Source organism: Demequina mangrovi (assembly GCF_000759715.1).
GTDB lineage: Bacteria > Actinomycetota > Actinomycetes > Actinomycetales > Demequinaceae > Demequina > Demequina mangrovi.
In genome coordinates, this window is sequence record NZ_BBLU01000002.1 from 201,126 (window position 1) to 223,851 (window position 22,726).

Consider the following 22,726-nt stretch of genomic DNA (forward strand, 5'->3'; position numbering starts at 1 on the left):
CGCAGGTCCTCGGCGGCCCTGGGGAGGCAGGGGCCCGGGGCCCGGCCCGGGGACATCACCGCCCGACCCCCGCTGAACCGCGCCTCACCCGCGCCCGACTCGCGCCCCAGCGACGCCTGACCCGAGCCTCACCCGGGAAGGTCGGCCACCACCGCGGCGAGCGTCCCCGGTCCCGCATGGGCCGCGAGCACCGCGCTCACGTCGCCCGTCACCACGGGCCCGGCCTCCGGATGCCGCTGCTCGATCTCGGCCGCGACCTCGTCGACGAGCGCGCCGGCGCCCACGCCCATGACCGCGACGGCCGGGTGCGCGCATCGCGCCACCGCCTCGTCGACCGTCGCGTGCAGCGCGGCGCGTGCCCGCCCGAGGCTCCGCGCCCGCGAGGCGACGATCACCTCGCCGTCGACCACCTCGAGCACGGGCCGGATGCCGAGCACGCGCCCCACGGTCGCGACCGCGGGACCGATGCGTCCGCCGCGACGCAGATGATCGAGGGTCTCGACATAGAACACGCAGCGCGCGGTGCCGGCGACGGTCCGCGCCGCATCGGCCGCGCCGTCGACCGTGGCGCCCGCGCGCGCGGCCTGGGCGGCCGCGATGACCGCGAACCCCATCGCCATCGCGACGGTGCGCGTGTCGACCACCTCGACCCGGACCCCCGCGCGCTCGGCCGCGGCACGCGCCGCGTCGCACGTCCCCGAGAGCGTCGCGGAGAGGGTGAGGAGCACGACGCCCTCGGCGCCGTCCGCGACGGCGCCGGCGATCGCCGCGTCGAGCGCGTCCGGCGAGGGCTGGGAGGTCGAGAGATCGTCGCCGGCGCGCAGGCGCGCCACCACCTCGTCCGGACCGATGTCCACGCCCTCGGCCCACGACTCCTCGGCCGCGGTGACCTGCAGCGGCACGATGCGGATCCCCCACCGCGCGGCGAGCTCGGCCGGGAGGGAGGCCGCGGAGTCGGCGATGACGGCGACGGTCATGGGCACACCCTAGCGACAGCCACCCGTGACGACGAGGGGCGGACCCGCGCGATGCGGATCCGCCCCTCGCCTAGGGCGGCGGTCAGGCCGTGACGATGTTGACCAGGCGCGGCGCCTTGACGATCACCGTGCGGATGCCCTTGTCACCGATGGCGCGCTTGGCACCGTCGGTGGCGAGGGCCAGCTCGCGCAGCTCGTCCTGGCCGATGCCGGGGGCTACCTCGAGGCGGTCGCGCACCTTGCCCATCACCTGGACGATGCACGTGACGGTCTCCTCGACCAGCAGCGACTCGTCGACCGCCGGGTAGGTCGCGAGCGCGACGTCCTCGTGACCGAGCATCGCCCACATGTCCTCGGCCACGTACGGCGCGAACAGGCTCAGCAGAATGGAGACGACCTCGGCGGCCTCGCGGACCGCGGGGTCGGACGCGCCGGCACCGCTGTCGATGACCTTGCGGGTCGCGTTGACCAGCTCCATGGTGCGGGCGACCACCACGTTGAACTTGAAGCCCTCGACCAACTCCTGGGAGTCGTGCAGCGTCCGGTGCGTGATCGCGCGCAGCGCCTGGTCGCCGGTCGCGGGGTCGACCCCCGGCTCGGACTCTACGTCGCGGGCGAGGCGCCACGCGCGGGCGAGGAACTTGGCCGAACCCGCGGGCGAGACGTCCGCCCAGTCGATGTCGTCCTCCGGCGGGCCCGCGAAGGCCATGGTGAGGCGGACGGCGTCGACGCCGAACTCGTCGAGCTGCTCGGACAGGCGCACCAGGTTGCCGCGCGACTTCGACATCGCGGAGCCGTCCATCTGCACCATGCCCTGGTTGAGCAGCGCGGAGAACGGCTCGTCGAAGTCGAGCATCCCCATGTCGCGCAGCGCCTTGGTGAAGAAGCGCGAGTACAGCAGGTGAAGGATCGCGTGGGTGACGCCGCCGACGTACTGGTCGACGGGCGCCCAGCGCTTCGCGTCGAGCACATCGAACGGGCCGTCGGTCTTGGCCGGGTCGAGGTAGCGCAGGAAGTACCAGGACGAGTCCACGAAGGTGTCCATCGTGTCGGTGTCGCGCAGGGCCGCGCCGCCGCACGACGGGCACGTCGTGTTGACCCAGTCCGTCGCCGCCGCGAGCGGCGACTGGCCCTTGGGCTTGAGGTCCAGCCCCTCGGCGGCGGGCAGCTGCACGGGCAGCTGGTCGTCGGGGACGGGGACCTCGCCGCAGGCCTCGCAGTGGACGATCGGGATGGGCGTGCCCCAATACCTCTGCCGCGAGATCAGCCAGTCGCGCAGGCGGTAGTTGGTCGCGGCGTCGCCGGTGCCGGCCGCGGACAGCTCCTCGGTGATGGCGGCGATGGCCTCGGCCTTCGCCATGCCGTTGAGCGAGCCCGAGTTGACGAGCGTGCCATCGCCCGCGGCGGCGATGCCGGTCTCGGCCGGGTCGCCGTAGGCCTGCCCGTTCTCGTCGGTGCAGTCGAGGACCACGCGGACCGGGAGGTCCATCGCGCGGGCGAAGTCGAGGTCGCGCTGGTCGTGCGCGGGCACCGCCATGATCGCGCCGTGGCCGTAGTCCGCGAGGACGTAGTCGGAGGCCCAGATGGGCAGGCGCTCGCCGTTGACGGGGTTGATGCCGTAGCGCTGCAGGAAGACGCCCGTCTTGGGACGGTCGGTCGCGAGGCGGTCGATCTCGTTCTCGCCCTTGACCTTCTCGACGTACGTCGCGAACTCGGCCTGCGTCGCATCGTCCGCACCCGTCGCCAGCTCGGCGGCCAGGTCGGAGTCTGCCGCGACGACCATGAAGGTCGCGCCGTGGAGGGTGTCGGGACGGGTCGTGTAGATGGTGATCGGCTCGTCGCGGCCCTCGATCTCGAAGGTCACGTCGGCGCCCGTGGAGCGGCCGATCCAGTTGCGCTGCATCGCGATGACCTTGTCGGGCCAGCTGCCGCGGAGCGTCTCGAGCCCGTCGAGCAGCTCGTCCGCGTACTCCGTGACCTTGAAATACCACTGGTTGAGCTTCTTCTTGGTGACCGGGGTGTCGCAGCGCTCGCACAGGCCGCCCACGACCTGCTCGTTCGCGAGCACCGTCTGGTCCTTCGGGCACCAGTTGACGTTCGAGTGCTTGCGGTACGCGAGGCCGCGCTCGAACATGCGCGTGAAGATCCACTGGTTCCAGCGGTAGTAGTCCGGGCGGTGCGTCATCAGCACGCGGTCCCAGTCGAACGAGCACGCGTAGCGCTTCATCGAGGTGAGCTGCTGCGCGATGTTGTCCTCGGTCCAGCCCGCGGGGTCCACGCCGCGCTTGATCGCGGCGTTCTCCGCGGGCAGGCCGAACGAGTCCCAGCCGATCGGGTGCAGGACGTTGAAGCCCTTCTGCACCCAGTGGCGCGAGATGACGTCGCCCAGCGCATACGCCTCGGCGTGACCCATGTGAAGGTCGCCGGAGGGGTACGGGAACATGTCGAGCACGTACTTGGTGGGGCGCGCATCGTTCTCGCGTCCCGAGCGGAAGGGCTGGCGCTCCTCCCACACGGGGAGCCAGCGCTCCTCGATGGCGCGGAAGTCGTAGCGGTGCTCGTCGGTCTGAGGCGTCTCGGTCACCCGAGAGATTCTACCGAGGGACGATGCACGCCCGGGCCGCGCCCTCGCGAGCCTCCCGAGGCGGCCCGGACGAGCCCTTCACGGGCGGCCGCGCAGCGTCCACGAACCATGTGAGGTTGGTCACTATGCCACCGCGGCGCCCTCCAGACGTGAGAGGAATGTGCCGATATCTCCCATACGCAGGGCTACCGTGCCCGCCGCACCGCAGGAGGCCCCCCGATGCGACCCGCAGCTCCCCCCGCACGTCGAATTCTTCCCCTCGCGAGCCTCATCGCGATCGTCACGGTCGTCGCGACCACCGTGGCCCCCGCCGCTCCGGCCGACGCCGCGACGGCGGCCGTGACCTCCGTGCTGGACCGCACCAACTCCTACCGGGCCTCCGCCGGCCTCTCCAAGCTCAAGCTCCATCCCGTCGTCAAGGACGTCGCGTTCGACTGGAGCGGCACCATGCGATCGAAGCGTTCGCTGTCGCACAACCCCCGCATCTCCATCGAGATGCCCGACGGCTCGCGCGCGAGCGGAGAGAACGTCGGATACGCCTGCGGCTACGGCAGCCTGCAGAAGAACACCAACGCGGTGATGCGCGCGTGGTTGAACTCGTCGGGCCACCGCAAGAACATCCTGGGCGACTACACGGACATCGGCATCGGCATCGCCTACGACTCCGGGCGCGATTGCGTCTGGGCCACCCAGAACTTCGGCCGCTACACGAGCAGGGCCACCGCCATCCCGGTGTACAAGTTCACGGAGGCACCGCACACGCGGATCCTCGGCACGCCCGCGGTAGGACGCACGCTCACCGGGGACCACGGCAACTGGAGCCCCAATGCGAGCTTCGCGTACCGCTGGTACCGCGACGGCGAGTTCATCACCGGAGCCACCGGACGCCGCTACACCGTGACCAAGGCCGACAAGGGCCACGACATCACGGTGCGCATCTTCGGCAAGCGTTCGGGATACAAGACGACGGTCCGGGGGGCCCGCGTGACCGTCCGCTGACCCGCCCGCGCTTTCCGGCGGCCCCCGTGGCACCATGGACGAGGAGTCGCCGACCGGGGAGGGGAGGCCATCGATGGACGATGCTCAGCCCCGCTCGCCCTCGCGGCGCCTCACCGGTCGCCTCGCCTCGACCGCGCTCGGGCTGAGCCTGGGGCTCGGCGTCACCGTGATCGGGGCCGCGCCGTCGACGGCCGCCACGGCGGACCCGTCGCCCGCACCCGAGGCCGCGGGGACGGAGGAGGCGTCGGCCGCGCCGGAGACGGCGACGCCTGCGCCGACGAGCGGCACCGCATCGGCCACGGAGCTTGAGGAGACCACGGCACCGGAACCCGCCGCCGAGCCCGCGGCCGAGCCGGAGCCGGCCGCCGAGCCGGAGGCGACGACGGAGCCCGAACCGAGCGAGACGGCGGCGCCGGAGCCCGAGCCGACCGCCGAGCCCGAGCCGAGCAGGACGACGGCGCCGGAGCCTACGTCGGAGCCGGACGCCACCACGGAGCCCGAGCCCGCGCACGAGCCCGAGCCCGATCCCGCCCCCGCGGACCAGCCCCGGTGGGAGCCCGCTCCTGCCGCACCCGAGGCATCGTCGCCGTCGGTCGTGACCGTGCCCGAGCCGACGCTCGAGCCGTACGACCCGGACCGTCTCACCGCCGTCGGCCCGTCACCGCTCGACCCGGTGCGCTTCGCCGACGTGTCGTCGACGCTGGGCGACGACCGCTACACGCCGTTCGCGGCGGACATCGCCTGGCTCGGACGCGCAGGCATCGCGGCCGGCGAGCTCGACGATGCCGGTGAGGCGCTGTTCTCCCCCGACGCGATCCTCACGCGCGGCGAGTTCATCGCCTACCTCTACCGGCTGGCCGGCTCGCCCGCGGACGAGGTCCCCGCGATCGTCCCGTTCGGCGACGCGCGCCCCTCGGACACCGCCTACTCGGCTGAGATCGCTTGGGCCGCCGCGCGCGGGATCGCGACCGGCACGTTCGAGGACGACGTCCGCGTCTTCCGGCCGGATGCCCCGCTGACGCGAGGTGCCGCGGTGCTCATGCTGCACCGCTTCGCGGGCGCCCCCGATGCGGAGGACGAGGGCCCGTACAGCGACATCGGCGACCTCTCCGTGCTGACCGACGCGTCTGCCTGGTTCGCGGACACCATCGCGGCGATCGGCTGGGAGGGCGACGACGGTCTCGAGTTCCGCGCCGGGGAGGCGCTCGAGAAGGGCGTCGTCGCCGCGCTGCTGCACCGCGCGGACGAGGCGGGCGTCACGCTGACCGTGCCCGAGAGCGGCGTCCGCATCGTCACCCCCGTCACGGTCACGGTCGACGGCGCGACCTCGCTCAACCTGCGCGCGGGCCCCTCGCTCGACGCCGACGTCCTCTCGTGGGCCGTGGACGGCACCGAGCTCGAGACCACCGGCGCGGTGACGTACGACGGCTGGGTGGAGGTGACGGCCGACGACGGCACGCGCTGGGCGTCGATCGACTACCTCGCGGTCGACTCGAGCGCGGACGAGGCCGCCGCGGCGCTAGCCGACGCCGAGACCGTCGTGGTCGCGCCGCTCGCGGGCGCGTACTCCAACGGCGAGATCCCTGCGAGCGCGCTGTGCGCGCTCCCCTGGGACGCCTCGGCCCTTCTCGAATGCACCGCCGCCGAGAACCTCGCGCTGCTCGACGAGGCGTTCCACGACCGCTTCGGCCTGCACGTCCCGGTGAGCAGCGCCTACCGCGACCTCGAAGGCCAGGTGGCGGCGCGGCAGGCGCACGGTCGCATGGCCGCGCAGCCGGGGACGTCCAACCACGGCTGGGGCGAGGCGATCGACCTCGACGGCGCCGCGCTGCCCGGAGGCTTCGACGGCGAGGCGTACGCATGGCTGCTGTCGCAGGGACCGGCCTACGGATGGTTCCTGCCGACGTGGGCGCGGCCCGACGGCTCCAAGCCCGAGCCGTGGCACCTCGAGCACATCGCGGAGCTGTGAGCGCTACTCGACCTGCGTGACCCGCACGGAGACGTCGAGATCGGTGGTCGAGCCCGCGACCACGCCCGTGAGCGGCGGCACGTCCGTGTACTCCCGGGCACGCGCGACGATGACGTGGTGGTCGCCGACCTCGCGGTCGTTGGTGGGGTCGAAGCCGAACCAGTCCCCCGTCCACCACTCGACCCACGCGTGGGACTCGCCGGAGACGGTCTCGCCGATCTCGGCGTCGCGCTTCGGGTGGAGGTAGCCGCTGACGTAGCGCGCCGGGATCCCCACGGTGCGCAGCGCGCCGATCGCGAGGTGCGCGAAGTCCTGGCAGACGCCCGACCGCGCGTCCCAGGCATCCCGCGCCGGGGTGTGGACGGTGGTCGCGCCGGGCACGTACTTCACCTGGTCGTAGAGGTGGTCGCAGATCGCGCGCGCCGTGCCGTCGGGGTCGAGCCTGCCGGCCGCCTCCCTCGCCACCTCGGCGAGCTCCTCGGTGGGCTCCGTGACGTCGCTCAGCCCGAGGTACTCGCTCAGCAGGTCCTGGAAGCGCGGGCCCTTGAGGGTGTCCCACGAGGCGCGCTCCTCGCGTGCGGCCACGCTCGAGACCTCGACCAGGCTCGACCCGACCACGGTGAGCTCCTCGTGCTGCTGGAGCACCTCGAAGACGTGGACCTCGGCCTCCCAGTAGTCGCGGTAGGTCGACCGCCAGGTGACCGGCGAGACCTCGACCTTCGACTCGAGGACGCGCTGGCGCGGCAGCCACGCCGGGGTGAGGCGCGCCTCGTTGTAGGAGGACACGATGGGCCCCGAGTAGGTGAACGCGGTCCGATGCTCGATACGAAGGGTGCTCACAGCGCCTCCTGGCTCCACAGCACGGTCGAGGCCGGCAGGAAGTACCGGTCGCGGATGAGGTCCGATGCGGTGGCGCAGGCGCTCTGCACCTCGCGCATCTGACCGGGAAGGTCGTCGAGCACGTCGCGGACGTCGCGGTACTCGAGGTTGGTGCGCGCCCGGCCGAGCGCGAGGCGGGCGCGGTCGGACAGCGCGCGCGAGTTCGAGGCCCCCTCGATCAGCCCGAGGGTGTCCTCCGCCTTCTGGAGGTTGTACGCGATCGAGCGCGGGAACAGGTGATCCACCAGGAGGAACTCCGCCGCGCGCTCCTCGGTGACGAGCGCGCGCACCGTGCGCAGGTACGCCTCGTGCGCGCTGCAGGAGCGGAGCAGCGTGGTCCAGTTGGGTCCGGTGGTGCCCTCGAAGTGTCGCGTCATGAGGAGGCGGGCGATCATGTCGGCGCGCTCGAGCGAGCGGCCGAGCTCCATGAAGTGCCAGGCGTCGTCCCGCGAGGTGGTCGCGGAGTGCAGTCCCCACACGACCGCCGCACGCTCGCGCACCCACACGAAGTACTCGTGCGGCCGCGCCGAGGCGGTCCACCGGGGCAGCTGGTTGCGCGTCATGTTGAGCGACTCCCACACCTCGGTGGAGATCACCTCGCGCGCGCGGCGGGCGTTCTCACGTGCGGCGCCGAGCGTCCACGCGATGGAGGATGACTGCTCGGGGTCGAAGGCGAGCTTCTGCAGCACGTCGCGCCGGCTCACCGGCGCCTCGTGCTCGCAGTTCATGACGGACAGGAGGGACCCGTTGGCGCTCGGCTCGTCGACCCACGGGTCCTCGAGCAGCACGTTGAGATGGACGTCGAGCAGACGCGCGGTGTTGTCGGCCCGCTCGACGTAGCGCCCGATCCAGAACAGGGACTCGGCGATCCGGCTCAGCATGTCGGCGCTCCGTTCGTGGGGTCGACCCGCTTGGGCTCGCCCTGCTGCTGCTGCTGCTGTTGCTGCTGCTGCTGGCCGTGCTCGATGTCGTCCGGGTGCGCGGCCTGCGGCACCGCGCTGATCCCCGCGAGGTCCACCTTCGACTCCGGCGGCGGGGACGCGGGGCCCCGCTGGCGCTCGCCGCCGAGCACCCAGGTGTCCTTCGACCCGCCGCCCTGCGAGGAGTTGACGATGAGCTGGCCGCGCGCGAGCGCCACACGGGTGAGGCCGCCGGGCAGGACCCACACGTCGTCGCCGTCGTTGATCGCGAACGGGCGGAGGTCCACGTGGCGGGGCTCGAGCCCGTCGTCCGTCAGCGTCGGCACGGTGCTCAGCTGGATCACCGGCTGCGCGATCCAGCCGCGCGGGTCCTCGAGGATCCGGGCGCGCGCCTCGTCGAGCTCGCTGCGGGAGGCCTTGGGGCCGATGATGACGCCCTTGCCGCCGGCCCCGTCGACCGGCTTCACCACGAGCTCGTCGAGGCGGTCCATGACCTCCTCGCGGGCCTCGTCCTCCTCGAGCCGCCACGTGTCCACGTTGGGCAGGATCGGGTCCTCTCCCAGGTAGTAGCGCGTGAGCTCGGGCATGTAGGTGTAGATGAGCTTGTCGTCCGCGACGCCGTTGCCGATCGCGTTCGCGATGGTGACGTTGCCCAGCCGGGCCGCGTGCACGAGGCCGGGGGCGCCGAGCGCGGAGTCCGGGCGGAACGTGACGGGGTCGAGGAAGTCGTCGTCGACGCGCCGGTAGATGACGTCGACGCGGCGCCGGCCGGCGGTCGTGCGCATGTAGACGCGGCCGTTGTGCGTCTCGAGGTCGCGGCCCTCGACCAGCTCGACTCCCATGGTGCGCGCGAGCAGCGAGTGCTCGTAGTACGCGCTGTTGAAGACGCCCGGGGTGAGGACCACGATGGTCGGGTCGTCGATGTCGCCGGGCGCGCTCTTCGCGAGGGCGGCGCGCAGGCGCTGCGAGTACTCGAGCACCGGCCGCACGCCCATCGCGCCGAACATGTCGGGGAACATCTGCGACATCGCGCGGCGGTTCGAGAGGACGTAGCTCACGCCCGACGGCACGCGGACGTTGTCCTCGAGCACCCGCCAGATGCCGTGCTGGTCGCGCACCAGGTCGATGCCGGAGACGTGCGCGCGCACGCCGTTGGCGGGGTCGATCCCGGCCGCGGAGCGGTAGAAGTACTGCGACGTCGCGATGAGACGGCGCGGCACGAGCCCGTCGTTGACGCAGTGCTGCGAGCCGTAGACGTCCGCGAGGAAGGCCTCGAGCGTGCGCACCCGCTGCGCGACGCCGGGGGAGATGATGTCCCACTCCTCGGCGCCCACCACGCGCGGAACGATGTCGAGCGGGAACGGCCGCTCCTCGCCGGCGTGATCGAACGTGACTCCCTGCGCGAGGTAGGTCGAGGCGAGCGCCTCGGCGCGCGAGTAGAGGTCGTCGCCCGACATGCGGTCGATCTCGTGGTAGACCCGGCGGTACGGGTCGCGGACCCGCCCCTCGAGGTCCATGGCCTCGTCCCACGCCTGAACCGGCTGGTAGCCGGTCCACGGAGTGTGCTGATCGGCGGTCATACGCCTCACCTTAACCACGGCATGTTTCCCGCCGGTCACAATCGCGCGTCACCGGCGCGTCATCTGCGCCCCTTCACGAGGACCGTCGCCGCTGCTACGTTCTCGGCATGCCCTACCCGCGCCACCTGCTCGCTCCCGACGAGGAGATCGTCGTCGACAGCCACCCGCACTGGAAGGCGCTCGTGGGGCCCGTGGCCGCCTCGCTCGCCGGGATCGCGCTCATCGCGCTCGCGTGGTGGTGGGTCGCGTCGGTCGAGTACGCGGACGCGGTCGAGACGGGCATCGGCATCGTGGCGGGCGTGGCGGCCGCCGTGCTGATCGGCTGGCTCGCGGTCGCGCCGTTCATCCGCTGGTCGACCACGCACTTCGTCATCACGGACAGGCGCGTGATCTTCCGCACCGGCGTGCTCACCAAGTCGGGCATCGACATCCCGCTCGCGCGGGTCAACACGGTGCAGTTCCGTCACGGGCTGATCGATCGGATGTTCCGCACGGGGACGCTCATCATCGAGTCGGCCTCCGACGACCCGCTGTCCTTCGACGACATCCCGAACGTCGAGAAGGTGCACGCGCTGCTCTACGACGAGGTCTTCGAGACGCTCGAGGGCGACGAGGACCCGCGTCCCGCTCCCGCCTGAGCCCTTGTTGCGCCGCACCTGCGGCGCTAGCCTCGCATTCATGCCGCATCTGCGAATCTCGGAGGCCGCCGCGCTCCTGGGCGTGAGCGACGACACCGTCCGCCGGTGGATCGACGCGGAGTCCGTCCCCACGGTGCGCGACGCTGCCGGACGCACGCTCGTCGACGGGGTCGACGTCGCCGCGTTCGCCGCGCGCGCCGCACTTCCCGCGGACCCGACCGACGTCGCGAGGTCCGCCCGCAACCGCTTCACCGGCATCGTCACGCGCGTCCAGGCCGACGGCGTCATGGCCCAGGTGGACCTCCAGTGCGGACCGCACCGGGTGGTCTCCCTCATGAGCGCCGAGGCGGTGCGCGAGCTCGCCCTCGAGCCCGGATCCGTGGCGACCGCCGTGGTGAAGGCGACCACGGTCATCGTCGAGACGCCGGCGGCCAAGGCGTGAGGTCCGTCGTCGCCGCCGTCCTCGCGTGCGCGCTCGCGGGCTGCGCCTCGGCCGCGTCCTCGGGCCCCTCCTCGGGCGCCTCCCCCGGCGACGCGACGCTCACGGTCTTCGCCGCGGCCTCCCTCACCGGCGTGCTCGACGAGGTCGCGGACGGCTTCGAGGCCGCGCATCCCGGCGTGACCGTCGCGACCACGTACGCCGGATCCTCGGATCTCGCGGCGCAGATCCTCGAGGGGGCGCCGGCCGACGTGCTCGCCTCCGCCGACGAGGAGACGATGGCCGAGGTCGCCTCGCTCGTGGACGGCGCGCCCACGGTGTTCGCGACCAACACCCTCACCCTCGTGGTGCCGGAAGGGAATCCCGCGCGGGTCACGGACCTGGGCGATCTCGCGGATCCCGACGTCGTGAGCGTGGTGTGCGCCCCGCAGGTGCCCTGCGGAGCGGCGACCGCCGCGCTCGCGGAGCTCGAGGACGTGACGCTCTCCCCCTCCTCCGAGGAGGCGAGCGTCACCGGCGTGCTCGGCAAGGTCGCGAGCGGTCAGGCCGATGCGGGCGTCGTCTACGTCACCGACGTCGCCCGGGCCGCCGGGGTCGAGGCGGTCCCGATCGCCGGCGCCGACGCCGTGGTCAACCGCTACCCCGCCGCCGCGCTCACGGACGCGGCGGATCCCGCGCTCGCCGCCGCGCTCGTCGCGTACCTCGCGGGCGCGGAGGCCCAGGCCGTGCTCGCCGACGCAGGCTTCGGTGCGACGTGACCGGGCCCCGGTGGCTGGCGCCGCTCGCGATCGCGGGCGCGCTGCTCGTGGTCGCCCCGCTCGTCGGTCTGCTCGCGCGCGCCTCGTGGGGTGAGATGTGGGCGCTCGTGACCGCGCCGGCCTCGCTCGAGGCGCTGTGGCTGAGCCTGAGGACGGCCACCGCGGCCACCGCTCTCGTGGTCGCGCTCGGCGTCCCGCTCGGCTTCGCGCTCCATTCGCTCCACGGCCGGGTGCGCGGCGCCGTGCGCGCGGTGCTGCTCGCTCCCCTGGTGCTGCCCCCCGTGGTCGGCGGCCTTGCGCTGCTCTACGCCTTCGGTCGGCGCGGGCTCCTCGGAGGCCCGCTCGAGGAGGTGGGCGTCTCCGTCGCCTACACGACCGCGGCCGTCGTGCTCGCCCAGGCCTTCGTCGCGATGCCCTTCATGGTCGTCTCGGTCGAGTCCGCCCTCGCGACGCACGGCTCCCGCCGCGAGGCGATCGCCGCGACGCTGGGCGCCTCGCGCACGCGCATCCTGTGGCGCATCACGCTGCCCGCGCTCGGTCCGGCGCTGGCGACCGGCGCGGTGCTCGCCTTCGCCCGCGCGCTCGGCGAGTTCGGCGCGACGCTGACCTTCGCGGGCTCGCTCGCGGGCGTGACGCGCACCGCGCCGCTCGAGATCTACCTCGCGCGCGAGACCGACCCCGCCGCCGCCGTCGCGCTGTCGATCGTGCTCCTGGTCGTCGCGATCGCCGTCGTCGCGATCGCCTACCGGCCCGTCGCGGGGAGGGAGGCGCGATGAGGCTCGAGGCGCGGGTCACGGTGGCGTCGCGCGGGGTCGACGCGACGCTCATGGTCGATGCGGGGCGCACGCTCGCGCTGCTCGGGTCCAACGGCGCGGGCAAGTCGACGGTGCTCGAGAGCCTCGCCGGCGTGGTGAGGCCGGACCGCGCACGCATCGTGCTGGACGGCCGCATCCTCGCCGGACCCGACCGACGCCGCTCCGTCCCGGCACGCGACCGCGGCATCGTCCTCCTGTCGCAGGACGATGCGCTGTTCCCCATGAGCGTGCTCGACAACGTCGCGTTCGGTCCGCGCTCGGCCGGGCGGCGCGACGCCGCCGAGGCGGCTCGCGGCTGGCTCGACCGGGTGGGATGCGCGGACCTCGCGGACCGGCGCCCGGCGCAGCTCTCGGGCGGGCAGGCGCGCCGCGTCGCGATCGCGCGTGCGCTCGCCGCCGAGCCGCGCGTGCTGCTGCTCGACGAGCCGTTCGCGGGGCTCGACGTCGAGGCGGCGTCCAGCGTCAGGGCGCTCGTGCGCGAGCTGCTCGACGGCGTCACCGCGATCGTCACCACGCACGACGCGCTCGACGCGCATGCCCTCGCGGACGACGCCGCCGTGATGGAGGCCGGCCAGGTGGTCGAGGCCGGAGCCGCCGCCGACGTGCTTTCGCGCCCCCGCTCGCGCTTCGCGGCCCGGATGGCGGGGCGCGTGCTCATCCAGGGGACGATGCGCGGCGGGAGGCTCGTGGTCGACGGCGGCTCCTCGATCCCCGTCACCGGCGGTCCGGGCGCGGGCGCGTGGGCGGCCATCGCGGTGCCGCCCACGGCGATCGAGCTCGCGCTCGACTCCCCCGTGTCCGCGGGCGACCGCGCGTGGGTGATCGAGGAGGTGGTCGCGCTCGAGCCGCGCGGCGACCACGTCCGGGTGCACGGCGCGATCGCCGCCGCGGACACCGATCCCGAGACCGCGGTGACGCTCGAGCGGGGCGCGCGGGTGTGGTGCGGCGTGCCGCGCGGACTCCCGGCGTACGCCCTCACATGACCCGGGCGGGCGCGGTCAGCACGCCGCAACGGCGCCGAAACAGCAGGTTCGTATACTGACGGCATGTCCCCCGCTCTCGACGGCCTGCAGGTCGCGGTGGTGACGGTCTCGGACCGTTCGGCCGCCGGCGCGCGCGCGGACGCGACCGGGCCGATGCTCGCGGACCGGCTCGCCGCCGCAGGAGCGGCCGTCGCCGCGACCGTGGTGCCTGACGAGGCCGGCGAGATCCGCCGCGCGATCGAGGCCGCGGTGGCCTCCGGCGCTCGTGCGGTCGTCACGACCGGCGGCACCGGCATCGGCCCTCGCGACGTCACGCCCGAGGCGACCGCTCCCCTGCTCGCCCGGTCGCTGCCCGGCATCCCCGAGCTGCTGCGCCAGCGCGATGCGCACCTCACCTCAGCCGTGGCGCTGTCGCGCGGCCTCGCGGGGGTGACGGACGGGTCGCCGGCGGCGCTCATCGTCAACCTCCCGGGATCCGTGCGCGCGGTCGAGTCCGCGCTCGCGGTGCTCCCCGAGCTCATCGCGCACGCCGTCGCGCAGCTCGACGGGGGCGACCATTGATCGCGCTCACCGCCGTGTCCGATGCGCCCCTCTCGCTCTCCGCGCATGTCGACGCCGTCTCGGGGCCGCGGGCCGGCGCGATCGCGACCTTCCTCGGCACGGTGCGCGACCACGACCCCTCGGTCGAGGGCGAGGTGGTCGCGCTCGACTACTCGGCGCATCCGTCCGCGGGCGAGGTCCTCGCCTCCCTCGCGGCGCGCCACGACGCCGACGGGCTCGTCATCGCCGTCACCCACCGCATCGGCCACCTGGCCGTGGGCGAGGCCGCGATCGTCGCGGCCGTGTCGGCGGCGCATCGTCGCGAGGCGCTCGACACCGTGTCCGCGCTGGTCGAGACCGTGAAGGCCGAGCTGCCCGTGTGGAAGCGCGAGATCCTCGCGGACGGCTCGCACACGTGGGTGGGTGTGGTGTGACGGCGGGGCTCGTCGACCGCTTCGGGCGCGTGCACCGCGACCTGCGGATCTCGCTCACGGACCGCTGCTCGCTGCGCTGCACCTACTGCATGCCGGCCGACGGCGTGCCGTGGCTCGCCTCGTCGACCCTGCTGTCGACCGACGAGCTGGTGCGGCTCGCGCGCGTGGCCGTCGGGCTGGGCGTGCGCGAGGTGAGGCTCACCGGCGGCGAGCCGCTGCTGCGGCCGGACGCGGTCGACGTGGTCGCGGCCCTCGCCGCGCTCGAGACCCCGGACGGCCCGCTCGACCTGTCGCTCACCACCAACGCGCTGCGGCTCCCCGCGCTCGCCGCACCGCTGCGCGATGCGGGGCTCGCGCGGGTCAACATCTCTCTCGACACGCTCCAGCGCGCGCGCTTCCTCGAGCTCACGCGGCGCGATCGGCTCGCCGACACGCTCGCCGGCATCGAGGCGGCGCGGGCCGTCGGCTTCGCGCCGGTGAAGCTCAACGCGCTCATCATGCGCGGGGTCAACGAGGACGAGATCGCGGACCTCGTGTCCTTCGCCGTCGAGCGCGGGCTCGAGATGCGCTTCATCGAGCACATGCCGCTCGACGGGGGCCACACATGGCGGCGGGAGGAGATGGTCACCGGCGAGGAGATCCTCGCCGCCGTGGCCGAGCGCTTCGACCTCGAGGCGCTGGGGCACGACGGCGCGGCACCCGCCTCGCTCTTCCGCATCGCGGGGACCTCCGCGACCGTCGGCGTGATCGCGTCCGTGACGCGGGCCTTCTGCGACCGCTGCGACCGCGTCCGCCTCACCGCCGACGGGCAGTTCCGCAACTGCCTCTTCGCGCACGACGAGTCGGATCTCCGGACGCTGCTGCGTTCCGGGGCCGACGATGCGCGGCTGGCCGAGGCGATGCAGGCGTGCGTCGCGCTCAAGAGGCCCGGGCACGGGATCGACGACCCCACCTTCGTGCAGCCGGTGCGGCCGATGAGCGCGATCGGGGGCTGAGCCTCCGGTGCGGCGGGCGCTCAGGCCGGCGCGACCGGCTGCCTGAGGATGGTGCGGAGCCTCTCCGGCGCGACCTTCCGGAAGTCGCTGAGGTAGATCTCGTGGTGGCGGCCGCCCATGCGGAGCCCCTGCTCCTCGATCTGCGTGTGCATGCGCTCCAGCAGCGGTCCCTCGTCGTCGAAGGACCCGAGGTGGAGCGTCTGGAGGCATCGTCCCTCCGCGAGGGTCTCGACCCGGACGTCGCCCAGCCGGGCCGGGGGCGTCTTCGCCCCGGCCGCCTCGATGGCCTGCTCGATCAGCGCATCGTCCACCCAGTCCGGCTGCATGATCATGAGCGTCCAGTCCCACGCGGACTTGTCGCGACGGGTGGTGAAGAGCGCAGGGTCGTCGGCGGTCCACAGCCCCTCAAGGGGCATGACGACGTAGTCGCGTCCCCGCTCCTTCTTGGAGGCGAACTTGGCCTTGTAGGCGACCGGGAACAGCGCCTCGATCGCCTCGGCGAAGGCGGGGCTGGAGTTCGGATCGCCGTGGCCGTCGAGCATGAGGTAGCGCGCTGGAGGGACCTCGAGCTCGCGGATCACGTCCTTGCGCGCGGCGTACGCGTCGAGGGTCTTCTTGAGGTCGACCTTGTCGGACATGGCGGCACCTCCCGGGACCGAGTCTCGCACGGTCCCGGGAGGTGCCGGGTCTGGGGACGCCCGGGCGTGCCAGGCGTCGTCGCGGGGGCTGCTGTCAGGCGTCGACGGAGTGGCGCGCGCCCACCTGGAAGTCGTCGGCGTCGGCGAACATCTCGGCGACGGTGAGCGGCTTCCGGCCGGTGACGATCTGGAAGTCGAGCGAGCAGGTGGCCATCTTGCCGAGGCGGATCGCCTCCCCGAACGTCACCATGCCCTCGGAGGAGAACGGCGCCTCGGAGTCCTCGAGGAAGTCGCCGTCGGTGGTGCGCGGCACGCCCATGGCGTCGAAGACCTCGTACTGCTGCTCGTCGGTGAGGCTGTGGAACGGGATGTCGTTGCCGGTGGCGGCGTTGCCGGCCGCGCACAGCTGCGCCATCGTCATCGCCTCGGCGCCGTTGATGTTGAGCGCGAGGTGGTGGAGGTAAGGGTTGGCGAGCACGTGCGCCGCCGCGCGCGCAGTCCTTGCGCGAGATGAAGGCCATGAGGCCGTCGCCGGCGTTGTTGGCCATCGCGCCCATCGGGACGGAGCCGAAGTAGGCGGTGATCATCGCCTCGGCGTACTGCGAGTTGCGCAGGAAGACGTAGTCGAGGTCGGTCGACTGGATGTAGGCCTCGGTCCAGGCGTGGTCGATCTTCTCGATGCTGGGGTTCTCGGGGTCGGTCGCGTTGACCAGCGACGTGTAGACCACCTGGCGCACGTTCGCGGCGACGCAGGCGTCGACGGCGTTCTTGTGCGCGGCGCGACGCTTGGGGCCGACGAACGGCATCGAGATGACGAGGACCTTGTCGGCGCCCTGGAAGGCGTCGGCGAGGCCGGCCGGGTCGTTGAAGTTGGTGACGGCGGTCTCGATGCCCGCGGCCTCGTACTCGGCGAGGGCCTCGGGCGTGGGCGCGGTGACCTTGATGCGGTCCGCGGGGACCAGCTCCTTGAGGACGGTGGCGGCGTATCCGCCGAAGTTCCCATCGACGCCGCAGACGACAAGCCTTCCCATGATGACCTCCATCAGTCATGTGCTCCCGATGTTGACACCTGTCTATTTGCGCTGGCTGGTCCGATGGTCCCGGGCGGCGCGACGAAGGCCCGCCGGGCACGAGCGCCGTTCGCGACGCTCCGAGGACCTGTGCCCGAGCGAGCCGGAACCCCGCGTGCGGGGTCAGGAGACGTGGACCTGACCTGCGTACGTCAGGTGGTACGCGGGCCCGGTCCAGGTGCCGTGGCCGTGAACGTCGGCGAGCTCTCCGCCCCCGTCGATGATGGTCCAGGTGCCCGTCCAGGTCGCCCCGTCGGCAGGTCCGCAGTTGGTCGAGGTCATCTTGCCCACGAACCTCATGGTCAGGGTGCCGCTCTGATCCATGACGTCGCCGGTGAAGTAGATGTCACCCTTGACGTTGATGTCGACGACGTCCGGCGCCTTCCGGTGGCAGATGAGGGAGAAGGTGTCGTACGACCATCCCTCGAACGTGCCGGTGAACTGGCCGTCCTCGGCCGCGGCGATGAACGTGTTGTTCCCCGCGGTCCTGGGCACCACGGAGCCGGGGATCACCTGGTACTCCCAGGTGCCCGCCGCGTCCTCCGGCGGGCCCGCCATGGCCGGCGAGGCACCCACGATGAGCGCGGCCGCGACCAGCGGCAGCGCAAGCAGCTTCTTCATGATCGGTCCTCCGTTGAGTTGGGGTGTGAAGGGTTCTTGCGATCCGCATCACCCCCTCTCGGCGGCCCGTAGTGCACCGTCAATTCTACGCCCGTCGGGGTTCCCGCACCCTTCCGCGCGCTCCCCCCGGGGGTGATGTCCCCAGGCCTGAAACCGGTGTGGATTTCCACATTTACCTGGAACGATATCCGGGCTTGGGTGTCAGACCCGGGTGGTCGACTGGTGGTCATGGAGATCTCAGAGAGTGAAGAGGCGCGGGCACGGGCGCGCTCAGTGCTCACCCTCGCCACGCACGTCGCGCGCGTGGAAGTCCAGGATCTGGTCGATCGTCTCAGCGCGATGGGTCTCCATCGCGATCTCGCGCGTGCCGAGGCGCACGCCGCCCTCGACGAAGTTGTGCGAGCCGGTGATCGCCGCACGCGCGCCATCGTCCCGGAAGAAGACGATCGCCTTCGCGTGGAGGTAACGCTGCCTCGTGTACATCGTCCGGTGCCCGGTCCACAGCATCGAGGAGGCGATGAGCGCGCGATTCGCCGGGCTCGCGTTGCGGGGAGGGTTGAACCACAGCTCGTTCTCGCGTTCGCTGATGACCTTGCCGAGCTCTCCTGTCGGGCAGTACTGGGACACCAGCAGCACCCGGTCCGCGCGTCGGGCGAGCGACAGCGCTCGCCGGTAGATGATCGAGTCACCGGGGATGCCGCCGTCGACCAGCACCCGATCGCTGCCGTACCGGTACTCGAACGACTCGTGCCCGCGCTCATGCGCGTTCATGTGCTGGATCTGGTGGTACACCGCCTCAAGGTCATCGGCGAGCCTCGCATCGGCGATGTAGAGCATGAAGTCGGCGTTCTCGACGCCCTTGCGATCCAGGTTCACGCCGCCGAACGCGTAGGCCGCATCGTCCACCACGCAGAACTTCGTGTGCGTCCGGCCTCGCCACGGCAGCCCCTTCTCCCGCCCCAGCCAGGAGAAGCGGACACCTTCGCGGATGAGCTTCGAGGCCAGGCTGTCGGAGGTGCGCCACGCCTTGGTGCGATAGCCGGTGGGGAGGAACGTGCCGGCGGCGTCCGCATAGGTGAAGACGTCGGCGGCGACCGACACCTCGACCCCGCGCCTCGCCGCCCAGACGAGCGCGTCGAGGAGATCGTCGGTGCGGTGATCGTGCGCGATGGTCAGCGTCGTCAGCAGCACGCGCCGCTTGGCGTCGTGGATCCGGCGGGTCGCATCGGCGACGTAGTCCTCACCCCGGAGAAGCTGAGGCTGCGCGAGGCTCCCGCGGCGGCCCTGGAAGTGCTCGCCGTGTGCAGGTGCCGGTGCACTGGACACAGAATCACGCTTTCTTGCTGTGCCTCCAGTCTAGGGAGGCGCGCCGAGCGATGGCGATGTGTGCGCGCCGAGGACCTCGGTGAGGACTCCCCCGCTGCGAGGCGCTGTGAACACGCGAGCAGCCGCCAGCCCACGCGGCGCTCGCGGCACGCCTGGCGCGACCCCGGGCCGCGAACACCTCGAAGGGTGTCCCGAGGACCTGCAGTCCCGAGAGTCGCGTCGCTGCGTGCTCAGTCGAAGTGGATCCGGCCGGCGTAGTCGAGGTCGAAGCTCGGCCCCGTCCACGTGCCTTGGCCGTGCAGGTCGGCGAGGTCGCCCTCGTCTCCGACGACGGTCCAGGTGCCGTTCCAGATGGCGTCGCTCGGATCGCACGTGGTCGATGTCTGCTTGCCGACGAACTTCATCGTCATGGTCCCGTCCCGGCCTTCGACGCTGCCGGTGAAGTCGATCGTGCCGCGCACCCAGTTATTGAACATGCCGGTGCGCATCTCGTGGCAGATGACGACGAACTCGTCGTCGGACTCGCCGTCGAAGGTGCCCGTGAAGTACGAGTGCTCCGTACCGTAGGCGAACGTGGTGTTCCCGGCGTACCGGAAATCGATCCCGGTGACGCCGTACGTCCACTCGCCTTCGGCGTCGGACGGCGGTCCTGCCATCGCAGGCGGGGCGGCGACGATGAGCGCGGCCGCGACCAGCGGCAGCGCGAGTAGCTTCTTCATGATCGGTCCTCCGTTGAGTTGGGGTGTGAAGGGTTCTTGCGATCCGCATCACCCCCTCTCGGGCGCCCGTCATGCACCGTCAATTCTACGCTCGTGGGAGTGCGGGCACCGTTCCGGACGCGCGCTCGGGTGGTGATGTCCCCAGGCTGGAAACTGGTGTCGATTTCCAAAGGTACCAGGGACGATATCCGGGGTTGAGTGTCAGACCCGGGTGGTTGACTGATGGTCATGGAGATCGGTGAGGCTGCGGCGGCGGTGGAGCGAGCATTGGACGTGCTCGTGCCTGCTGGGCCTGGCGCGTTGGCGGGGCTGAGCGAGGCCGATGTCGCCGCCCGGCAGGCGGCCTGGGCGCGGATCCGACGCCTGGTGGACGTGCGCGGAGCGTTGCTGGCCGGCGCGGTCGCCAAGCGTTCTGATGGTGCCGGGGGTGGGATGGCGCGCCGGCACGGGCATCGCAACGCGGTCGGGATGGTCGCGCAGACCACCGGCGGGTCTTCGAAGGAGGCCCGTGATCTCATCGCCGCAGGCGAGCTGCTCTCTGGGGACGATGCGTCGGCCGGACCCGGCGCGGCGGAAGGGGCCGCGCCTGCAGTGCGGTGGGCGCAGGTCGCGGCCGCACTGCGGTCCGGGGTGTTGTCGGCGGCGCAGGCGGCGCTGCTCAAGGACACCCTGGACCGATTGGACGGCGCCGACGAGCGACTTGAAGCACGGCTGGTGGCGAAAGCACAGCAGCTGCCGCTGGCCGATCTGCGCAAGGCCTGCCTCGACGTGACCGCCCGCTGGGATGTGGACCGGTGGCAGGCGCGGGAGAAGCGTCAACGCGCCGACAGGTACGTGAGCGTGTCGGAGCGGGCGGACGGGATGGTCGCGCTCAACGGAGTCGTGGATCCTGCGTCGGGGGCGGTCATCAAGACCTGGCTCGACGCGCAAGTCAGGGACGCGTTCGCCCGGCGTCGCAACGAAGGCCTCGGGCCGGCCGAGCCCGGCGAGGCCGGACGGATCCGCGCCGACGCGCTGGTCGACCTCGCCCGCCACGGGATGCGCTGCGAGGCCCCCGGCAGCGGTGTGTCGACCCAGGTTGTCGTGCGCGTCGATGAGCCGGGACTGCGCACCGGGCTCGGGCTCGGGTCGTGCGACGCGATCTCTACACCCATGAGCGCCGGACAGCTGCGCCGGATGGCCGTCGACGCGAAGCTCCTGCCCGTCGTGCTCGGGTCTGGTTCACAGGCCCTGGACGTCGGCTACGCCCGGAGGTACTTCACGCCGGCGCAGAGGATCGCGCTGGCCGAGAGGGACGGCGGGTGCGCCTTCTGCCATGCGCCCGTGTCCTGGTGCGACGCCCACCACATCCAAGAATGGAGCCGCGGCGGGCCTTCGAACCTCGCCAACGGGGTGCTGTTGTGCACCAGGTGTCATCACCGCATCCACGATGACGGCTGGACCGTCAAAGCCACCCCCACCGAGGTGTGGTTCACCCCGCCCCGCACCATCGACCCGACCCGCACCCCCCGACAAGGCGGCAAAGCGGCCCTGCACGTCGACATCGGACGCGAAGACCCGCCGCGAGTACGAACACAGGAACGCGAACCCACACACGAACCGGCCCCCGGACAACCCCGCGACCACCGCGAACCCATACCCGTCTGACCACCCCGCCCCAACGGCGCCACCCACACGGTGAGCGCCGCACCGGCGCGCGCGGCGGCGGGGAGATCAGGCGTCAGCCGCAGTGAGCAGCGCCGTCAGCCGCCCGCGAAGGGCGGCAGCACGTCGACAAGGTCGCCCGGCGCCAGCGCCGCCTCGTCGGACAGCCGCTCCCCCGCCCGCAGCAGCGCGCACTGCGCGATGACGCGCGGCGCCTCCGCCCCGCGGCCCGCTAGCTCCTCGCGCAGGCTCGCGACCGAGCCGGTCGAGGTGGTGAGCTCGTTCGCGCCGACGGCCTCCGCGGCCGCGGCGAACAGCCGCACCACGATCACTCGGCGACCCAGCTCGCCGCGAGGCCCGAGGCGGTGCCGCACTCGGAGGCGATGTCGTCTCCAGCCGCCGCCCGACGTCCTGCCGCGTAGCCGACCAGGAAGGTCGTGAGCGGCGCCGCCGGCCTCACCACCGAGTGCGCCGCGTCGCGTGCCACATCCAGCAGCGCCTGCACATCGACCTCGCCGAGGTCGAGTTCGAGCTCATCGGCGAGCGCGGCCACCCAACGCTCGAGGTTGCTCTCCGTCATCCCAGCCGCTCCTTCCAGAACCGCACGTCGTCCCAGGTGTCGACGTCCTTCGCAAGCCCATCGCCGTCCGTGATCTCTCGCATGTCGAGGCCCGCGACCAGCCTACGCAGCGAGGCCCCGCCCAGATCCTCACCGCACCGCGCCGACAGCGCCCCCGTCGGATACGCCGCGACCAAGTACTGCGGGATGCCCTCGAGGTCGACCAGCCATGCTCCCTGCGACGGGCCGGCGGCCGCGATGAGCCTCGGCACCGCCACCGCCGCGAGAGGGGTGTCCACGCCGAGCACCACGGTGACGGAGGCCGGCTCCCGGTCGCGCGCGAGCTCGGCGAGCCCCGCCGCGAGCGCCGCCGCGGGTCCCGAGCCTGGCGGATTCTCGACCGTCCACCGCGCGCCCTCGCGGCGCGGACCGCCCACAACCACCGCCGCATCGGCCCCCGCGACCGCGGCGAGCGTCCGGTCGAGCAGCGGCTCTCCCCCGACCACCAGGTCCGGCTTCGACTCCCCGTCCAGGCGCGAGCCGCGGCCGCCCGCGACGATCACCGCATCCCACCGCGCGTGAGGAGCGGACTCTGCCGGGACGCCGGAACGGTCGCCAGGCTCAGCGGAGGTCACGCGC

24 protein-coding genes and 1 pseudogene are annotated in these 22,726 nt (G+C 72.4%); 11 read left to right on the forward strand and 14 right to left on the reverse strand.

Features of this window, described 5'->3' with window-relative positions:
* Positions 1–128: 128 nt before the first annotated feature.
* Together TR42_RS02820 and leuS are read right to left on the reverse strand one after the other, a co-directional pair.
* Entirely contained in the window at positions 129–977 is an 849-nt protein-coding gene (locus TR42_RS02820) for a DegV family protein (protein ID WP_042212824.1), read from the reverse strand.
* Between the two features lie 82 nt (positions 978–1,059).
* Entirely contained in the window at positions 1,060–3,570 is a 2,511-nt protein-coding gene (gene leuS / locus TR42_RS02825) for a leucine--tRNA ligase (RefSeq protein ID WP_201770768.1), read from the reverse strand.
* Positions 3,571–3,780: 210 nt separating this feature from the next.
* Here leuS and TR42_RS14040 point away from each other — a divergent pair, with 210 nt between their 5' ends.
* Complete coding sequence (locus TR42_RS14040; RefSeq protein ID WP_052405532.1) at positions 3,781–4,560, forward strand: CAP domain-containing protein; 780 nt, start codon at positions 3,781–3,783, stop codon at positions 4,558–4,560.
* Positions 4,561–4,633: 73 nt separating this feature from the next.
* Positions 4,634–6,529 (forward strand): SH3 domain-containing protein, encoded by a 1,896-nt coding sequence (locus TR42_RS14045; protein ID WP_052405533.1) that lies wholly within the window; start codon positions 4,634–4,636, stop codon positions 6,527–6,529.
* Between the two features lie 3 nt (positions 6,530–6,532).
* On the opposite strand, the gene TR42_RS02840 is transcribed toward TR42_RS14045, so the two are convergent.
* Genes TR42_RS02840 through TR42_RS02850 form a run of 3 tightly spaced genes read right to left on the reverse strand, consistent with a single transcriptional unit; the run spans position 6,533 to position 9,845 of the window.
* Complete coding sequence (locus tag TR42_RS02840; protein WP_042212827.1) at positions 6,533–7,369, reverse strand: transglutaminase family protein; 837 nt, start codon at positions 7,367–7,369, stop codon at positions 6,533–6,535.
* Positions 7,366–8,289 (reverse strand): alpha-E domain-containing protein, encoded by a 924-nt coding sequence (locus TR42_RS02845; RefSeq protein ID WP_042212829.1) that lies wholly within the window; start codon positions 8,287–8,289, stop codon positions 7,366–7,368. The genes TR42_RS02840 and TR42_RS02845 overlap by 4 nt, the downstream gene beginning before the upstream one ends.
* Positions 8,283–9,845, reverse strand: a complete 1,563-nt coding sequence (locus TR42_RS02850) for a circularly permuted type 2 ATP-grasp protein (RefSeq protein ID WP_236623326.1) — start codon at positions 9,843–9,845, stop codon at positions 8,283–8,285. Before TR42_RS02850 ends, TR42_RS02845 begins: the two co-directional genes overlap by 7 nt.
* Before the next feature lie 170 nt (positions 9,846–10,015).
* Between TR42_RS02850 and TR42_RS02855 the strand changes: the two genes are divergently transcribed.
* From TR42_RS02855 to moaA, 8 genes are all read left to right on the forward strand, one after another.
* Positions 10,016–10,546 (forward strand): PH domain-containing protein, encoded by a 531-nt coding sequence (locus TR42_RS02855; RefSeq protein WP_042212832.1) that lies wholly within the window; start codon positions 10,016–10,018, stop codon positions 10,544–10,546.
* 40 nt (positions 10,547–10,586) lie between these two features.
* On the forward strand, positions 10,587–10,988 hold the full coding sequence (locus TR42_RS02860; protein WP_042212834.1) for a TOBE domain-containing protein: 402 nt from the start codon (positions 10,587–10,589) through the stop codon (positions 10,986–10,988).
* Positions 10,985–11,743 carry a molybdate ABC transporter substrate-binding protein gene (modA, locus tag TR42_RS02865; protein WP_042212835.1) on the forward strand — a complete coding sequence of 253 codons (759 nt, stop codon included), beginning with the start codon at positions 10,985–10,987 and terminating at the stop codon, positions 11,741–11,743. The genes TR42_RS02860 and modA overlap by 4 nt, the downstream gene beginning before the upstream one ends.
* On the forward strand, positions 11,740–12,519 hold the full coding sequence (locus TR42_RS02870; RefSeq protein WP_042212837.1) for an ABC transporter permease: 780 nt from the start codon (positions 11,740–11,742) through the stop codon (positions 12,517–12,519). Before modA ends, TR42_RS02870 begins: the two co-directional genes overlap by 4 nt.
* Positions 12,516–13,541, forward strand: a complete 1,026-nt coding sequence (locus tag TR42_RS02875; RefSeq protein WP_042212839.1) for a sulfate/molybdate ABC transporter ATP-binding protein — start codon at positions 12,516–12,518, stop codon at positions 13,539–13,541. Before TR42_RS02870 ends, TR42_RS02875 begins: the two co-directional genes overlap by 4 nt.
* A gap of 63 nt (positions 13,542–13,604) precedes the next feature.
* The gene (locus TR42_RS02880) at positions 13,605–14,102 is read left to right on the forward strand and encodes a MogA/MoaB family molybdenum cofactor biosynthesis protein (RefSeq protein ID WP_042212840.1); all 498 of its coding nucleotides are present in this window, start codon (positions 13,605–13,607) and stop codon (positions 14,100–14,102) included.
* A gap of 14 nt (positions 14,103–14,116) precedes the next feature.
* Entirely contained in the window at positions 14,117–14,515 is a 399-nt protein-coding gene (locus TR42_RS02885) for a molybdenum cofactor biosynthesis protein MoaE (RefSeq protein ID WP_280513570.1), read from the forward strand.
* Positions 14,512–15,510, forward strand: a complete 999-nt coding sequence (gene moaA, locus TR42_RS02890) for a GTP 3',8-cyclase MoaA (protein WP_052405534.1) — start codon at positions 14,512–14,514, stop codon at positions 15,508–15,510. The genes TR42_RS02885 and moaA overlap by 4 nt, the downstream gene beginning before the upstream one ends.
* Before the next feature lie 20 nt (positions 15,511–15,530).
* Here moaA and TR42_RS02895 read toward each other — a convergent pair whose 3' ends face one another.
* The 6 genes and pseudogenes from TR42_RS02895 to TR42_RS14960 form a co-directional block, all read right to left on the reverse strand.
* Positions 15,531–16,148 carry a GyrI-like domain-containing protein gene (locus TR42_RS02895; RefSeq protein ID WP_042212845.1) on the reverse strand — a complete coding sequence of 206 codons (618 nt, stop codon included), beginning with the start codon at positions 16,146–16,148 and terminating at the stop codon, positions 15,531–15,533.
* 94 nt (positions 16,149–16,242) lie between these two features.
* Positions 16,243–16,626, reverse strand: coding sequence for a Rossmann-fold NAD(P)-binding domain-containing protein (locus TR42_RS15275; RefSeq protein WP_236623309.1), 384 nt, complete (start codon positions 16,624–16,626; stop codon positions 16,243–16,245).
* A gap of 64 nt (positions 16,627–16,690) precedes the next feature.
* A pseudogene (locus TR42_RS15415) lies at positions 16,691–17,191 on the reverse strand (NAD(P)H-binding protein); the annotation flags it as partial.
* A 150-nt stretch (positions 17,192–17,341) separates the two neighbouring features.
* Positions 17,342–17,839, reverse strand: a complete 498-nt coding sequence (locus TR42_RS02905; protein WP_042212847.1) for a hypothetical protein — start codon at positions 17,837–17,839, stop codon at positions 17,342–17,344.
* Positions 17,840–18,109: 270 nt separating this feature from the next.
* Entirely contained in the window at positions 18,110–19,165 is a 1,056-nt protein-coding gene (locus TR42_RS02910; RefSeq protein WP_042212848.1) for a phospholipase D-like domain-containing protein, read from the reverse strand.
* Between the two features lie 230 nt (positions 19,166–19,395).
* The gene (locus tag TR42_RS14960; protein WP_042212850.1) at positions 19,396–19,884 is read right to left on the reverse strand and encodes a hypothetical protein; all 489 of its coding nucleotides are present in this window, start codon (positions 19,882–19,884) and stop codon (positions 19,396–19,398) included.
* A 228-nt stretch (positions 19,885–20,112) separates the two neighbouring features.
* On the opposite strand from TR42_RS14960, the gene TR42_RS14050 reads away from it, so the two are divergent.
* Positions 20,113–21,531 carry an HNH endonuclease signature motif containing protein gene (locus TR42_RS14050; RefSeq protein WP_074789115.1) on the forward strand — a complete coding sequence of 473 codons (1,419 nt, stop codon included), beginning with the start codon at positions 20,113–20,115 and terminating at the stop codon, positions 21,529–21,531.
* 95 nt (positions 21,532–21,626) lie between these two features.
* On the opposite strand, the gene TR42_RS02925 is transcribed toward TR42_RS14050, so the two are convergent.
* From TR42_RS02925 to mobA, 3 genes are read right to left on the reverse strand one after another with little or no spacing between them, the layout of a single operon-like run.
* Positions 21,627–21,854 (reverse strand): MoaD/ThiS family protein, encoded by a 228-nt coding sequence (locus tag TR42_RS02925; protein WP_236623311.1) that lies wholly within the window; start codon positions 21,852–21,854, stop codon positions 21,627–21,629.
* A gap of 2 nt (positions 21,855–21,856) precedes the next feature.
* Positions 21,857–22,108: a DUF6457 domain-containing protein gene (locus tag TR42_RS02930; RefSeq protein WP_042212853.1), complete on the reverse strand. Its 252-nt coding sequence runs from the start codon at positions 22,106–22,108 to the stop codon at positions 21,857–21,859.
* Positions 22,105–22,722 carry a molybdenum cofactor guanylyltransferase gene (gene mobA / locus TR42_RS02935; RefSeq protein WP_161786611.1) on the reverse strand — a complete coding sequence of 206 codons (618 nt, stop codon included), beginning with the start codon at positions 22,720–22,722 and terminating at the stop codon, positions 22,105–22,107. Before mobA ends, TR42_RS02930 begins: the two co-directional genes overlap by 4 nt.
* Between the last annotated feature and the right edge of the window lie 4 nt (positions 22,723–22,726).

Coding starts and splice junctions, on each gene's coding strand:
- TR42_RS02820 (WP_042212824.1), bottom strand. CDS start 977: ATGACCGTCGCCGTCATCGCCGACTCCGCGGCCTCCCTCCCGGCCGAG.
- TR42_RS14040 (WP_052405532.1), top strand. CDS start 3,781: ATGCGACCCGCAGCTCCCCCCGCACGTCGAATTCTTCCCCTCGCGAGC.
- TR42_RS14045 (WP_052405533.1), top strand. CDS start 4,634: ATGGACGATGCTCAGCCCCGCTCGCCCTCGCGGCGCCTCACCGGTCGC.
- TR42_RS02845 (WP_042212829.1), bottom strand. CDS start 8,289: ATGCTGAGCCGGATCGCCGAGTCCCTGTTCTGGATCGGGCGCTACGTC.
- TR42_RS02850 (WP_236623326.1), bottom strand. CDS start 9,845: ATGGACCTCGAGGGGCGGGTCCGCGACCCGTACCGCCGGGTCTACCAC.
- TR42_RS02855 (WP_042212832.1), top strand. CDS start 10,016: ATGCCCTACCCGCGCCACCTGCTCGCTCCCGACGAGGAGATCGTCGTC.
- TR42_RS02860 (WP_042212834.1), top strand. CDS start 10,587: ATGCCGCATCTGCGAATCTCGGAGGCCGCCGCGCTCCTGGGCGTGAGC.
- TR42_RS02875 (WP_042212839.1), top strand. CDS start 12,516: ATGAGGCTCGAGGCGCGGGTCACGGTGGCGTCGCGCGGGGTCGACGCG.
- TR42_RS02880 (WP_042212840.1), top strand. CDS start 13,605: ATGTCCCCCGCTCTCGACGGCCTGCAGGTCGCGGTGGTGACGGTCTCG.
- TR42_RS02895 (WP_042212845.1), bottom strand. CDS start 16,148: ATGTCCGACAAGGTCGACCTCAAGAAGACCCTCGACGCGTACGCCGCG.
- TR42_RS02905 (WP_042212847.1), bottom strand. CDS start 17,839: ATGAAGAAGCTGCTTGCGCTGCCGCTGGTCGCGGCCGCGCTCATCGTG.
- TR42_RS14960 (WP_042212850.1), bottom strand. CDS start 19,884: ATGAAGAAGCTACTCGCGCTGCCGCTGGTCGCGGCCGCGCTCATCGTC.
- TR42_RS14050 (WP_074789115.1), top strand. CDS start 20,113: ATGGAGATCGGTGAGGCTGCGGCGGCGGTGGAGCGAGCATTGGACGTG.
- TR42_RS02930 (WP_042212853.1), bottom strand. CDS start 22,108: ATGACGGAGAGCAACCTCGAGCGTTGGGTGGCCGCGCTCGCCGATGAG.